Genomic DNA, 13,478 nt, shown 5'->3' on the forward strand with positions numbered 1-13,478 from the left:
CTCAGGATAGGCGCCGGACCGGCCCGGGAACGCCGGAGGGCCCGGCCCCGAGTCCTGGAACTCGGGGCCGGGCCCACCCGCGTACGACCGTCGAGGGTTACGCCTCGAAGACCTCGCTGATCAGCTGCTCCTGCTCGGCCTGGTGACGCTTGGCCGAACCGACCGCCGGGGACGAGCTGTGCGGCCGCGAGATGCGGCGCAGGCGCTCGCCGTGCGGGATGTCCGCGCCGACCGCCAGGTCCAGGTGGTCGATGAGGTTGAGGGCGATGAAGGGCCACGCGCCCTGGTTCGCCGGCTCCTCCTGCGCCCACAAGTACTTCTCGGCGTTCGGGTACTTGGCGATCTCCGCCTGGAGCTCCGCACCCGGCAGCGGGTACAGGCGCTCGATGCGGATGATGGCCGTGTCGTCGGCGCCGCGCTTCTGCCGCTCGGCCTCCAGGTCGTAGTACAGCTTGCCCGCGCAGAAGACGACCTTGCGGACCGCCGACGCCTCGACGTGGCTGTCACCGATGACCGGACGGAAGCCGCCCGTCGTGAACTCCTCCGTCTTCGAGGCCGCCGCCTTGAGGCGCAGCATCGACTTCGGGGTGAAGACCACCAGCGGCTTGTGGTGCGGGTTGTGCACCTGCCACCGCAGGAGGTGGAAGTAGTTCGACGGGAGGGTCGGCATCGCGACCGTCATGTTGTTCTGCGCGCACAGCTGGAGGAATCGCTCGATGCGGGCGGACGAGTGGTCCGGGCCCTGGCCCTCGTAGCCGTGCGGCAGGAGCAGCGTGACACCGGAGTGCTGGTTCCACTTCTGCTCGGCGGCGGAGATGTACTCGTCCACCACCGTCTGCGCGCCGTTGACGAAGTCACCGAACTGCGCTTCCCACATGACGAGGGACTCGGGGCGGGCCAGCGAGTAGCCGTACTCGAAGCCCATCACCGCGTACTCGGAGAGGAGCGAGTCGTAGACGTTGTAGCGCGCCTGGTCCTCGGAGAGGTACATCAGCGGCGTGTAGTCCTCGCCCGTCGCGCGGTCGATGAGGACCGCGTGGCGCTGGCCGAACGTGCCGCGGCGGGAGTCCTGGCCCGACAGGCGGACCGGGGTGCCCTCCAGGAGCAGCGAGCCGATGGCGAGGGTCTCGCCCATGCCCCAGTCGATCGTGCCCTCCTCGACCATCGTCGCGCGGCGCTGCAGCTGCGGCAGCAGACGCGGGTGGACGGTGACCCGGTCGGGGATGTTGACCTGGGACTCGGCGATCCGCTTGACGACCTCCTGGGAGATCGCGGTCTCGACGTGCACCGGGAACTCGGCCTGCGGCGCGGGCACGTCGGCCTGCGCGGGCTGCGAGACGGCCTCGCGGACCTCGGTGAAGACCTTCTCCAGCTGGCCCTGGAAGTCCTGCAGCGCCTGCTCGGCCTCTTCCAGGGTGATGTCGCCGCGACCGATGAGGGACTCGGTGTAGAGCTTGCGCACCGAGCGCTTCTTGTCGATCAGGTCGTACATCAGCGGCTGCGTGAACGCCGGGTTGTCCGACTCGTTGTGCCCGCGGCGGCGGTAGCAGATGAGGTCGATGACCACATCCTTGTTGAACGCCTGGCGGAACTCGAAGGCGAGGCGGGCGACGCGGACGACGGCCTCGGGGTCGTCGCCGTTCACGTGGAAGATCGGCGCCTCGATCATGCGGGCCACGTCGGTGGCGTACATGGAGGAGCGCGACGACTCCGGGGCGGCGGTGAAGCCGACCTGGTTGTTGATGACGATGTGGACCGTGCCGCCCGTGCGGTAGCCGCGCAGCTGCGACATGTTGAGCGTCTCGGCGACCACACCCTGGCCCGCGAAGGCCGCGTCACCGTGCAGGGCGACGGGCAGGACCGTGAAGTCCGTGCCGCCCTTGTTGATGATGTCCTGCTTGGCGCGGACGATGCCCTCGATGACCGGGTCGACCGTCTCCAGGTGGGACGGGTTGGCGGCCAGCGAGACCTTGATCTGCTCGCCGTCCAGGCCGGTGAAGGTGCCCTCGGCGCCCAGGTGGTACTTCACGTCGCCGGAGCCGTGCATGGACTTGGGGTCCATGTTGCCCTCGAACTCGCGGAAGATCTGGGCGTACGACTTGCCGACGATGTTGGCGAGGACGTTCAGGCGGCCGCGGTGGGCCATGCCGATGACGACCTCGTCCAGGCGCGACTCGGCGGCGCTGTCGAGCACGGCGTCGAGCAGCGGGATGACGGACTCGCCGCCCTCCAGGGAGAAGCGCTTCTGGCCGACGTACTTCGTCTGCAGGAAGGTCTCGAAGGCCTCCGCCGAGTTCAGGCGGCGCAGGATGCGCAGCTGCTCCTCGCGCTCGGGCTTGGTGGCGTGGGTCCGCTCGATGCGGTCCTGGAGCCACTTGCGCTGCTTCGGGTCCTGGATGTGCATGAACTCGACGCCGGTGGTGCGGCAGTACGAGTCGCGCAGCACGCCGAGGACGTCGCGCAGCTTCATCATCGACTTGCCGGCGAAGCCGCCGACCGCGAACTCCCGCTCCAGGTCCCACAGGGTGAGGCCGTGCTCGGTGATGTCCAGGTCGGGGTGCTTGCGCTGCTTGTACTCCAGCGGGTCCGTGTCGGCCATGACGTGGCCGCGGACGCGGTAGGAGTGGATCAGCTCGAAGACGCGGGCGGCCTTCGTGACGTCGTCGTCGTGCGAGGCGTCGATGTCCTTGAGCCAGCGGACCGGCTCGTAGGGGATGCGGAGCGCCTTGAAGATCTCGTCGTAGAACTCGTTCTCGCCGAGGAGGAGGTTCGCGACGATCCGCAGGAACTCGCCGGAGGCGGCGCCCTGGATGACCCGGTGGTCGTAGGTCGACGTGAGCGTCATGACCTTGGAGATGCCGAGCTTGTTGAGCGTGTCCTGGCTCGTGCCCTGGAACTCTGCCGGGTAGTCCATCGAGCCGACGCCCATGATGACCGACTGGCCGGGCATCAGGCGCGGGACCGAGTGGACGGTGCCGAGGCCGCCGGGGTTGGTCAGGGAGACCGTCACGCCGGTGAAGTCGTCCATGCCCAGCTTGCCGTCGCGGGCGCGGCGGACGATGTCCTCGTAGGCCTGCCAGAACTCGAAGAAGTTCAGCGTCTCGGCCTTCTTGATGCCCGCGACCACGAGCTGACGGTCGCCGTTGGGCTTCACCAGGTCGATGGCGAGGCCGAAGTTGATGTGCTCCGGCTTGACCAGGGTCGGCTTGCCGTCCTTCTCCTGGAAGGAGTAGTTCATCGACGGCATGGCCTTGATGGCCTGCACCATCGCGTACCCGATGAGGTGCGTGAAGGAGATCTTCCCGCCGCGGGCGCGCTTGAGGTGGTTGTTGATGACGATGCGGTTGTCGAAGAGCAGCTTCACCGGGACCGCGCGGACCGACGTCGCCGTCGGGACCTCGATCGAGGCGTTCATGTTCTTCGCGACCGCGGCGGCGGGGCCGCGCAGCGTCACGTACTCGGGACCGGCCGGGGCCTCGGTGGCCGGCTCCGCCTTGGCGGCGGCGGGCTTGGCGGCGGCGGGCTTCGCGGCGGGCGCCGGAGCGGCGGCCGCGGGCTTCGCGGGAGCGGCCGGTGCCTGCGCCGGGGGAGCGGCGGGGGCGGCCTGGGCCGCGGGCTTCGCCGGAGCGGCGGGCGCGGCAGGGGCGGGAGCAGTGGTGGACGCGGCCCCCGCGGCCGTGTCACCCGCCGGCTTCACCGGGGCGGCGGCTGCAGAGGCGGCCGTTCCTGGCTTGTAGTCGGCGAAGAAGTCCCACCAGGCTCGGTCGACCGAGTTCGGGTCCTGGAGGTACTGCTGGTAGATCTCGTCGACGAGCCACTCGTTGGGACCGAAGGCAGCAGCAGGGTCCTTGCCCTGACCGTCTTGGTCGGTCGAGATGCTCGAGCTACTGGGGGACTGTGACGACACGGCGGTAACCGCCCTCTTCCGCTTCACAAGGTGATGGACAGCGGAAATAAAGGCTACGCCTCCCGGAGCGCGAGGTGCAGACCGGGCCCGGCATCCGTCGCGTAAGTCACACTGGATCCGTGGTTTCGGCGCTGGAAATGGCGGGAAACAAGCGAGGTTCCACAACGCCACATGGCCGCGCGGGTACGTCGGTACGACGTCTACGCGCGGCGGCGCCCACCGGGTGCCCCGAAGTGGCCCCCGTGAATCGCTTCCAGTCGAACCCTACGTCAACTTCACGCCTCGGGCAGGCCCGGGAGAGTGACCTGGATCCGGCAGCCGCGAGGGGATTCGGCCACCCCGATGTGTCCTCCGTGGAGGTCGACCGCCCAGCGCGCGATGGCCAGGCCGAGGCCCGTCCCGCCGTCGTTGCCCGAGCCCTTCACGGGGGCTCCCGCGTGACTGCCGCGGTTGAAGCGCTCGAAGACGCGGTGCCACTCCGACTCCGGGATGCCGGGGCCCTCGTCGAGCACCTCAAGGTCCAGGGACTCGGGGTAGGGACCACGCCGGGCCCGTACCGTCACGCGTCCGTGCGGGGGGCTGTGCTTGACCGCGTTGTCGATGAGGTTCGCCACGACCTGGTGGAGCCGCTCCGCGTCCGCGTGGGCCGTCAGTTCCGGGGGTGACACGTCGAGGTGCAGGTGGACGTCCGTACGTGTGTGGCTGCCGGAGCCCGACGCGATGCCCGCGCGCGCGGAGGCCACCATGTTGGCCTCCTTCAGGACACCCGACAGGTACGGCCACACCTCGAAGCGGCGGGCCTTCAGGGGGACGACGCCGTTGTCCAGGCGGGAGAGGTCCAGGAGCGTCTCGACGAGCCGTCCCAGGCGCTCGGTCTGCTTCAGGGCCGTGCGCATCGTCTCGGGGTCCGCCGCCGAGACGCCGTCGACGACGTTCTCCAGGACGGCGCGGAGCGCCGCGATGGGGGTGCGCAGCTCGTGCGAGACGTTGGCGACGAGCTCCTTGCGCTGGGTGTCCTGGGCCTCCAGGTCGTCCGCCATGGCGTTGATGGTGGCGGCCACGTCGCCCAGCTCGTCGCGCCGGTCGGCGCCGCGGGCCCGGCGCGTGTAGTCGCCGTGCGAGACGGCGCGGGCCACCGCGTTCATCTCGTCCAGCGGGGCGGTGAGGCTGTGCGCCACGAACTGCGTGATGAGGAGCGTGGCGATGACCGAGAAGACGGTGATGAAGCGCAGCTCGGTCTGGGTCTTCATGGCCACGAGGAGCAGCCCTGTGGTGATGAACACCGAGACGACGACCAGGGCGCCGAGCTTGGTCTTGATGGAGAACGGCCGCAGTCCCCCGAAGGGCCCGTACATCACGTCACGCGCCTCCGCCTCACGGGGTGGGGGTCTCCAGCGCGTATCCCACGCCGTGCACCGTACGGATCCGCTCGGCGCCGATCTTCCGGCGCAGCGCCTTGATGTGGCTGTCGACGGTGCGGGTGCCGGACGCGTCGGCCCAGTCCCACACCTCGGCGAGGAGCTGCTCGCGCGACAGGACGGCGCGCGGGGTGTTGGCCAGGCAGACCAGCAGGTCGAACTCGGTGGGCGTCAGGTGGACGTCCTCGCTGCGCACCCGGACCCGCCGCTGGGCGTGGTCGATCTCCAGCTCGCCGAGGCGCAGGATGCCGCTGCGCGGCGTCGTCGCGGCGAGGGCGGCCCGCTCGACCCGGCGCAGCAGGACGTGCACGCGGGCCGCGAGCTCGCGCATCGAGAACGGCTTGGTCATGTAGTCGTCCGCGCCGACGCCGAGCCCGACGAGCATGTCCGTCTCGTCGTCACGCGCGGTGAGCATGAGGACCGGGACGGGCCGCTGGGCCTGCACCCGGCGGCACACCTCCAGGCCGTCGAAGCCCGGCAGCATGATGTCGAGAATCAGCAGGTCGGGTTGCCACGCCTGGGCGGTGTCGACCGCCGAGGGGCCGTCCCCGGCCGTTTGCACGACGAAACCCTCGGCGCGCAGCCGGGCCGCGATGGCGTCGACGATCGTCGGGTCGTCCTCGACCACCAGCACCCGGCGCTGGGCGCCCGGCATCGCCGTGGCGCCGTTGTGGGAGGTGTGTGTCTGCTCCATCGCCCGCCCCTGACACTGATCGCTTGTGTTCGGTCAGCAGAGTACGGGTCGCGAAGGCACCTCGGCTACGCAGCCCGGACGCCGAGGTGGACCACGTCCGGGACGCCTCGGGCAACGGGGATCTCTTCGGTTCGTACCCTCTGGAATCCGGCATTCCGTAGAGCGTCGTCGAAAGCGGACGAGGGCTGCGCGGACCACACCGCGAGCACTCCGCCGGGGTTCAGACGGGCTTTGCAGGCGGCCAGACCGGCAGGCGAGTAAAGGGAGTTGTTGCCCTCCGTCACCGTCCAATCGGGGCCGTTGTCGATGTCGAGACAGAGCGCGTCGTAGGACTCCGTGGCTCCGGATACGTAGGAGACGAGGTCGGTGTGAAGAATTCGCGCACGTGTGTCGCGCAGTGCCGCTCCGGAGAGTTCGGCGAGGGGTCCGCCGCGGTGCCAGTCGATGATCGCCTGCTCGCGCTCGACGACGGTGATGCGTCCCCAGCGGGGGTCCGCGGCGGCGTGCGCGAGGGAGAAGCCGACGCCGAGGCCGCCGAGGAGGAGGGTGGGCGCGGGGCGGTCGTCGAGGGCGTCGCGGGCCGCGTCGACGAGCAGGCGCTCGGAGCGGCCGTCGGAGGTGTCCATCAGGAAACAGCCGTTGGCGATGATCTGCAGCAGCTCACCGTGGCGCCGCAGGACGACCTCGCCGTGAGGACCCTCGCGCCGGTCGAGCACGACGGGGGCGGTGGTGTGGGTGTGCATGGCGCACAGGCTATTTCCGCGGGGAGGCCCCGAGCGCGTGATTTTCACGTCGTACGCTGCCGGACGTGCGACGCAGGAGTCACCCGCCGGGTTGACGTGTGAGACGCACCTCACGTGGCGCCCGTCATAGACAGCGCCCGAAAAAAGGGCAAAGGGTGGGGTGGGACGGAAGGAGCGCCACCCCCGTGAACCAGAGCGTGCGGCCCGTCGGGGCCGTGTCCGACGCCGGGACGCCGGCCGTGCCCGACGCCGAGGCGCCGAGCACCCTGAACGGAATCCCGCGGCAGTCGACGCCGCGGCCACCCCGAACGGGGGAGCGCGGCGCACGGGATACGGCGGCCCGGGGCTCCGGCACCGCCACGCGCCGCCCGCGACCGTGGCGGCTCCTGCCCACGCCCACCGGCACACCCTTCACCTTCGGGTACGCCCTGGTGCTCGCCGCCACCTCGCTCCTGACCCGGTACGCCGACCCGGACGTCGTCGACTCGCTGCTCCACGGGTCGAGCACCGACGTCGCGCACCTCGCGCACAGCCCCGTCCTCGTCCTGGTCGCCAGTGCCCTGTGGATCGCGGGCGGCATCACGTCCCCGTACGCGGTGGTGTTCCTGCTGGTGCTCACCGCGCTGGAGCGGCGCGTCGGAGGGCTCCGCGCCGCCGGTGTCTTCGTTCTCGGGCACGTCGTCGCCACGCTCGCGACGGAGGTCCCGGTCGGTCTCTCGGTCCTCGCCGGGCATCTGCCCGACAGCTCGCTGCACCGGCTCGACTACGGCATCAGCTTCGGCGTCGCCGCGAGCGCGGGTGCGCTCGCGGGACTCCTCACGCCGTGGCTGCGGTGGACCGTGCTCGTCTGCTTCGGCGGAATGCTCGTCGACGACCTGATCGCGTTCACCGACCCGATGACGAACTGGGGACACCTGCTCGCCCTGGCGGTCGGCGTCCTCACCTGGCCACTGCTCAGGCGCCTGCCCGCGCCTGCGGGGCGCGCCGCATCGCCCACAGCGTCGGCCCGCCGCCCGGCAGTCGCACCTCGCCGAGCACCGTGAAGCCGAAGTGCTCGTACACCGGCAGGTTGGCCTGCTTGGACGACTCCAGGTAGACGGGCACGCCGGCCTCGTCGGCCCGCGCCAGCCCTGACCGCAGCAGAGCGGCGCCGTGCCCCTGCCCCTGTGCGGCGGGATCGGCGCCGAGCACGGCCAGGTACCAGTGCGGCTCCTGCGGCCCGTGCTCGGCCGCGGCCGCCACGGCATCACGGAACAGCGGGGCGCGGTCGCCCAGGATCTCCGAGAGCTCCGCGAGGGTCTCCGCGTCGGGAACGGCCTTGTCCTGCGCGCCCGGCGGCACCCAGAAGGAGGCCGCGGCCGAGGTGCGCTCGCAGAGTCCGTGGCGGACGTACTGCCGGGTGAGGAGCGTGGCGAAGTACCGCCCGAGCCCCTCCTCGCGCGTGGCCGCGTCCGGGAAGAACCAGCGCATCATCGGGTCGTCGTCGAAGGCCAGGGCCAGCGTGCGGCCGATCGCGGCGGCGTCGTCGGCCGTCGCGGGCGTCGGTATGGGGCGCGCCGTTTCCTGCGCGTGGGGTGTCGACATGCGGCTCATTCTGCACGCGATGATCTTGGTCGGCGGAGGCGGGTCTCCTGATCGCTCACAGCGAACACGGGTGAGGGAACATCTCGGCGCTCATAAGCATTGAGTCGGTACAGCTCAACTTGAATGCCGAAAGGGAGATCATGGCTACTGAGTCCGCCTCGTACACTTCGCTCACTCTGCCTGTGCTGCCGCTCGACGACGAGGTGGTCCTGCCCGGCATGGTGGTCCCGTTCGACCTGTCCGACGCCGATGTACGGGCCGCGGTGGAGGCCGCACAGGCCGCCGCCCGCTCCAGTGGCGACAGCAAGCCGAAGGTGCTGCTTGTTCCGCGCATCGACGGGACATACGCCGCGACCGGCGTCCTCGGCACCGTCGAGCAGGTCGGCCGGCTCTCCGACGGCGACCCCGGCGCCCTGATCCGCGGCCGGAGCCGCGTGCGCATCGGCGCGGGCACGACCGGCCCCGGCGCCGCCCTGTGGGTCGAGGGCACGAAGGTCGACGACTCCGTGCCGGAGCCCCTGCCGGGTGCCGTCACCGAGCTCGTCAAGGAGTACAAGGCGCTCGCCACCAGCTGGCTGAAGAAGCGCGGCGCCTGGCAGGTCGTGGACCGCGTCACCCAGATCGACGACGTCGCCGCGCTCGCCGACAACTCCGGATACTCCCCGTTCCTGACCACGCAGCAGAAGATCCAGCTCCTGGAGACCGAGGACGCGGTCGCCCGCCTCAAGCTCGCCACCGCGCAGCTGCGCGAGCACCTCGCCGAGCAGGACGTCGCCGAGACCATCGCCAAGGACGTCCAGGAGGGCGTCGACAAGCAGCAGCGCGAGTTCCTGCTCCGGCGCCAGCTGGACGCCGTCCGCAAGGAGCTGCGCGAGATCAACGGCGAGCAGGAGGGAGAGGAGTCCGACGACTACCGCGCCCGCGTCGAGGCCGCCGACCTGCCCGAGAAGGTCCGCGAGGCCGCCCTCAAGGAGGTCGACAAGCTGGAGCGCGCCAGCGACCAGTCGCCCGAGGGCTCCTGGATCAGGACCTGGCTCGACACCGTCCTCGAACTGCCGTGGAACGAGCGCACCGAGGACGAGTACGACATCAAGGGCGCCCAGGAGATCCTGGACGCCGAGCACTCCGGCCTCCAGGACGTGAAGGAGCGCATCACCGAGTACCTCGCGGTGCGCAAGCGCCGCGCCGACCGCGGCCTCGGCGTCGTCGGCGGCCGACGCGGCGGCGCCGTGCTCGCCCTGGTGGGCCCGCCCGGCGTCGGCAAGACGTCGCTCGGCGAGTCCGTCGCGCACGCCATGGGCCGCAAGTTCGTGCGCGTCGCGCTCGGCGGCGTACGCGACGAGGCGGAGATCCGCGGTCACCGGCGTACGTACGTGGGGGCGCTGCCCGGACGCATCGTGCGGGCCATCAAGGAGGCCGGGTCCATGAACCCGGTCGTGCTCCTCGACGAGATCGACAAGGTCGGTTCGGACTTCCGGGGCGACCCGGCCGCCGCCCTCCTCGAAGTCCTCGACCCGGCCCAGAACCACACCTTCCGCGACCACTACCTGGAGGTCGAGCTCGACCTCAGCGACGTCGTCTTCCTCGCCACCGCCAACGTCCTCGAAGCCATCCCCGAGGCGCTCCTCGACCGCATGGAGCTCGTCCGCCTCGACGGGTACACCGAGGACGAGAAGGTCGTCATCGCCCGCGACCACCTGCTCCCGCGCCAGCTGGAGCGCGCGGGCCTCGACAAGGACGAGGTGGTCCTGGACGAGAGCGCGCTGCGCAAGCTGGCCGGTGAGTACACGCGTGAGGCGGGCGTGCGCAACCTGGAGCGGTCCGTCGCGCGGCTGCTCCGCAAGGTCGCGGCCCAGCACGAACTGGGCGACCGCGAGCTGCCCTTCACGGTCACGGACGCCGACCTGCGCGGCCTGATCGGGCGCCCGCGCCACGTGCCCGAGTCCGCCCAGGACCCGGCGGAGCGGCGCACGTCGGTGCCGGGTGTGGCGACGGGGCTCGCGGTCACCGGGGCGGGCGGCGACGTGCTGTTCGTGGAGGCGTCGCTCGCGGACCCGGAGACGGGTGCCTCCGGGCTCACGCTCACGGGTCAGCTCGGCGACGTCATGAAGGAGTCGGCACAGATCGCGCTGAGCTTCCTGCGCTCGCACGGCGCCGAACTGGAGCTGCCCGTCGGCGACCTGAAGGAGCGGGGCGTGCACGTCCACTTCCCGGCGGGCGCCGTGCCGAAGGACGGCCCGAGCGCGGGCGTCACCCTGACGACCGCCCTCGCGTCGCTGCTCAGCGGCCGTCTGGTCCGCACGGACGTGGCGATGACCGGTGAGATCTCGCTGACCGGCCGCGTCCTGCCGATCGGCGGCGTGAAGCAGAAGCTGCTCGCCGCGCACCGCGCCGGGATCACCACGGTGATCATCCCGAAGCGGAACGAGCCGGACCTCGACGACGTCCCGGCCGAGGTCCTGGAGAAGCTCGACGTGCACGCCGTCACGGACGTGCGCCAGGTGCTCGAACTGGCCCTCACGGCGGCCGAGGTGAAGATCCCGGCAGCCGCGTAGGACCGCACGAAGGAACAGCGGCCGCCCCGCACCGGGGCGGCCGCCGTCCGCGCACTCAGCCGTTGGCGAGCGCCACCACCCGGTCCAGGGCGCCGTTGAACTTGTTGTGGTCACCGACCGTCGGCCCCGACGAGGTGTACTGCCACATGGTGTGGAAGCCCCAGCCGGCCGGGAGCTCGCCCGGACTCGTGTTGTAGCGGGCGATCCAGAGCGGGTTGCTCGCACCGAAGCCGCTGTAGTTGCCGGTGCACTGCTTCCACCAGCTGGTCGCGGTGTAGATGACCGCGTCGCGTCCGGTGCGGGCCTTGTAGGTGTTCAGGAAGTCACGGATCCAGCTGACCATCCCGGACTGGGACTTGCCGAAGCAGGCCGCCCCGTACGGATTCCATTCGATGTCCAGTGCGCCCGGCAGCGTCTTGCCGTCGCGCGACCAGCCGCCGCCGTTGTCCACGAAGTAGTTCGCCTGCGCGGCGCCGCTCGTGGTGTCCGGCGTCGCGAAGTGGTACGCGCCGCGGATCATGCCCACGTTGTACGAGCCGTTGTACTGCTGGGCGAAGTAGGGGTTCTTGTAGTACGTGCCCTCGGTGGCCTTCACGTAGGCCCACTTCACGCCGCTGTTCCAGAGCGTCGACCAGGCGACGTTGCCCTGGTGGCTGCTGACGTCGACGCCCTCGGTCTGGGTGGCGTCACCGCCCGCGGGGCGGCCGCCCTGGCCGTCGTGTTCGATGACGCCCTGGCCGAGGCGGGCGGTGCCGCGTTCGGGGACGTCGTCGGCCCTGGCCGCCGTGGGGAGCGTCAGGAGGAGGGCGAGTGCGGACAGTGCTGCGAGGAGAACCCCCGCCGGCGACAAGCGCGAGCGGCGGGCCGGTCCGGGTCTGTGCACGGGCATGGGCGTGCCTCCGAAGGCCTCGGTGGTGCTCGGTGGGGACCTGCCGACATGTAGTGGTGTGAACATGTCAGGTGAAACGCTACGCACGTAGACCGCTGCTGGGGAAGAGGTCCAGAGCTCTGCCGTTGGTCCACTCCTGTGGCGGTGGCACCGGCGCGGTACCGCCCGGACCTTGCGAAATACTGGTCAGACCGCTGCCGCCCCGGCCGCGGCGCGAGGGCCTTCCGGCGATAACTTTCAGAATCGGGAAAGCGGGACATGGGTGCTGCAGAAGAGGGCGTGACGCCCGGCGCGCAGGACGACGACGGGCAGGGTGCGCAGGAGGCACGGGGAGAGGACCGCGAGTTCCTCTCCCTGGAGCGGGAGTTGTCGCTCCTGCTGCGCCGCGCGCGGGCCTCGTCGGGCGAGATGGCCCGGCAGGTCCACCCCGACCTGGAGCCCGCCGCGTACGGGCTGCTCGTCTGCCTGGACGACTCGGGCCCGCAGCGGGCCACCGACCTCGCCGCCTTCATCGGCGTCGGCAAGGCCACGATGAGCCGCCAGCTGCGCGCCCTGGAGGAACTCGGCCTGGTCGCCCGCGAGCCCGACCCCGCCGACGGCCGCGCCTGGCTCATCCGCCTCACGCCCGAGGGCCGCACCCGCTTCCGCACGGTGCGCGCCGCCCGCCGCGCCCGCTACGTGCGGCGGCTCGCGAGCTGGGACCGGGCGGAGGTCGCCGAACTCGCCCGGCTGCTCGGCCGCCTGAACGCGAGCGCGGAGTACTGAGCACGGACCCGGTGCGCGTACGTCACCACTCCGCGTAGACGACCGCCGCGTCGTCGTGCCGCTTCCCGCGCGGAAAGGCCAGGCGGTCCGGGTCCGCGCGTTCCAACTCCCGCACCTGGTCCACCAGGTGCCGCGGCCCCTGCTTGCGCAGCAGCGCGAAGCAGTCGGCCCAGTCGCCCTCGCGGAACGTCTCGACCCACCGCCCGGCCCCGTCGGTGAGCGCCGCCACCGCCGTGACGTCCGCGCGCGGCAGCTCACCGGTGACCGCGCGCCCGGCGGCCGACGGGTCGGACGCGGCCGTGAAGAAGCCGTCCTCCGCGTTGCGCAGCGCCTCGACCGCCGCGCTGTAGGCACGAGCCGCGACGTCCCGCTCCGCGGAGCCGCGGGGCAGGGCGCGCACCTGGTCGCGCAGGGCCTGCACGGCAGGCGGCAGTTCGGCGAGGCGCCGGTCGAGGATCGCTGTCACCTCGCCGTCGCGGCCCGCGATGAGGAGAGCCGAGTCGGACAGGACGAGGTGCTCGACGCGCTCCTCGTCCCACCGCACGAGCACCACGGTTGCCTGAGGGGTGCGTGGGTGAGAAAGGTCACAGGTTGAACCGTGCGCCTCGGCGGTACGCGTGATGCCGGCCGCCAGGACCTCAGTGAGCGTCATATCCCGGCGTGAAACGGACAGTTCCCCCAGTGCGCCGCCGAGTCGCGCAGTGAACCAAGGGACGGAATGCGGACAGCCCACCGACCCCTCGGGCGGGGTCACACCGTCGAGGAGGACGAGCGATCCGCCCTGTCCGGACGCGGGAAGCGCGACCGACGCGTAGTCCTCGTTGGGGCGTGCGGGGTCACCGGGCTCGGTGGCGAGTTCGATACGCATCCGGCCAGTCTGCACGAGGCCTTCACAGCGTTCACCGGAAGAGGGGAAGAGGCCC

Annotated in this window: 10 protein-coding genes; 3 read left to right on the plus strand and 7 right to left on the minus strand. The window is 71.1% G+C overall.

Annotated features, from left to right (window positions below; translation table 11 throughout):
- Window positions 1-97: 97 nt before the first annotated feature.
- The 4 genes from DEJ47_RS26065 to DEJ47_RS26080 form a co-directional block, all read right to left on the minus strand.
- Entirely contained in the window at window positions 98-3,907 is a 3,810-nt protein-coding gene (locus tag DEJ47_RS26065) for a multifunctional oxoglutarate decarboxylase/oxoglutarate dehydrogenase thiamine pyrophosphate-binding subunit/dihydrolipoyllysine-residue succinyltransferase subunit (protein ID WP_150172177.1), read from the minus strand.
- 275 nt (window positions 3,908-4,182) lie between these two features.
- Window positions 4,183-5,262, minus strand: coding sequence for a sensor histidine kinase (locus DEJ47_RS26070; RefSeq protein ID WP_150175870.1), 1,080 nt, complete (start codon window positions 5,260-5,262; stop codon window positions 4,183-4,185).
- A gap of 19 nt (window positions 5,263-5,281) precedes the next feature.
- On the minus strand, window positions 5,282-6,019 hold the full coding sequence (locus DEJ47_RS26075) for a response regulator transcription factor (RefSeq protein WP_055568825.1): 738 nt from the start codon (window positions 6,017-6,019) through the stop codon (window positions 5,282-5,284).
- 65 nt (window positions 6,020-6,084) lie between these two features.
- The gene (locus DEJ47_RS26080) at window positions 6,085-6,762 is read right to left on the minus strand and encodes a spermidine synthase (protein ID WP_150172179.1); all 678 of its coding nucleotides are present in this window, start codon (window positions 6,760-6,762) and stop codon (window positions 6,085-6,087) included.
- 185 nt (window positions 6,763-6,947) lie between these two features.
- Between DEJ47_RS26080 and DEJ47_RS26085 the strand changes: the two genes are divergently transcribed.
- A complete protein-coding gene (locus DEJ47_RS26085; RefSeq protein WP_223828512.1) occupies window positions 6,948-7,805 on the plus strand; it encodes a rhomboid-like protein in 858 nt (285 codons plus the stop codon).
- Here the strand turns inward: DEJ47_RS26085 and DEJ47_RS26090 are convergent.
- Window positions 7,717-8,355 carry a GNAT family N-acetyltransferase gene (locus DEJ47_RS26090; protein ID WP_150172181.1) on the minus strand — a complete coding sequence of 213 codons (639 nt, stop codon included), beginning with the start codon at window positions 8,353-8,355 and terminating at the stop codon, window positions 7,717-7,719. The genes DEJ47_RS26085 and DEJ47_RS26090 overlap by 89 nt on opposite strands.
- Window positions 8,356-8,486: 131 nt before the next feature.
- Here DEJ47_RS26090 and lon point away from each other — a divergent pair, with 131 nt between their 5' ends.
- Window positions 8,487-10,901 carry an endopeptidase La gene (lon, locus tag DEJ47_RS26095; protein WP_150172183.1) on the plus strand — a complete coding sequence of 805 codons (2,415 nt, stop codon included), beginning with the start codon at window positions 8,487-8,489 and terminating at the stop codon, window positions 10,899-10,901.
- A 55-nt stretch (window positions 10,902-10,956) separates the two neighbouring features.
- Here lon and DEJ47_RS26100 read toward each other — a convergent pair whose 3' ends face one another.
- Window positions 10,957-11,790: a lysozyme gene (locus DEJ47_RS26100; RefSeq protein ID WP_150172185.1), complete on the minus strand. Its 834-nt coding sequence runs from the start codon at window positions 11,788-11,790 to the stop codon at window positions 10,957-10,959.
- Between the two features lie 258 nt (window positions 11,791-12,048).
- Here DEJ47_RS26100 and DEJ47_RS26105 point away from each other — a divergent pair, with 258 nt between their 5' ends.
- Window positions 12,049-12,555, plus strand: a complete 507-nt coding sequence (locus DEJ47_RS26105; protein ID WP_150172188.1) for a MarR family winged helix-turn-helix transcriptional regulator — start codon at window positions 12,049-12,051, stop codon at window positions 12,553-12,555.
- A 22-nt stretch (window positions 12,556-12,577) separates the two neighbouring features.
- Here the strand turns inward: DEJ47_RS26105 and DEJ47_RS26110 are convergent, their stop codons facing one another.
- A complete protein-coding gene (locus tag DEJ47_RS26110) occupies window positions 12,578-13,423 on the minus strand; it encodes a protein phosphatase 2C domain-containing protein (protein WP_190415563.1) in 846 nt (281 codons plus the stop codon).
- Between the last annotated feature and the right edge of the window lie 55 nt (window positions 13,424-13,478).

Source organism: Streptomyces venezuelae, from assembly GCF_008642355.1.
Lineage (GTDB): Bacteria > Actinomycetota > Actinomycetes > Streptomycetales > Streptomycetaceae > Streptomyces > Streptomyces venezuelae_B.

Excerpts from the sequence above, each read along its gene's own strand:
- DEJ47_RS26070 (WP_150175870.1), bottom strand. The coding sequence starts at position 5,262 with ATGTACGGGCCCTTCGGGGGACTGCGGCCGTTCTCCATCAAGACCAAG.
- DEJ47_RS26075 (WP_055568825.1), bottom strand. The coding sequence starts at position 6,019 with ATGGAGCAGACACACACCTCCCACAACGGCGCCACGGCGATGCCGGGC.
- DEJ47_RS26080 (WP_150172179.1), bottom strand. The coding sequence starts at position 6,762 with ATGCACACCCACACCACCGCCCCCGTCGTGCTCGACCGGCGCGAGGGT.
- DEJ47_RS26090 (WP_150172181.1), bottom strand. The coding sequence starts at position 8,355 with ATGAGCCGCATGTCGACACCCCACGCGCAGGAAACGGCGCGCCCCATA.
- lon (WP_150172183.1), top strand. The coding sequence starts at position 8,487 with ATGGCTACTGAGTCCGCCTCGTACACTTCGCTCACTCTGCCTGTGCTG.
- DEJ47_RS26100 (WP_150172185.1), bottom strand. The coding sequence starts at position 11,790 with ATGCCCGTGCACAGACCCGGACCGGCCCGCCGCTCGCGCTTGTCGCCG.
- DEJ47_RS26105 (WP_150172188.1), top strand. The coding sequence starts at position 12,049 with ATGGGTGCTGCAGAAGAGGGCGTGACGCCCGGCGCGCAGGACGACGAC.
- DEJ47_RS26110 (WP_190415563.1), bottom strand. The coding sequence starts at position 13,423 with ATGCGTATCGAACTCGCCACCGAGCCCGGTGACCCCGCACGCCCCAAC.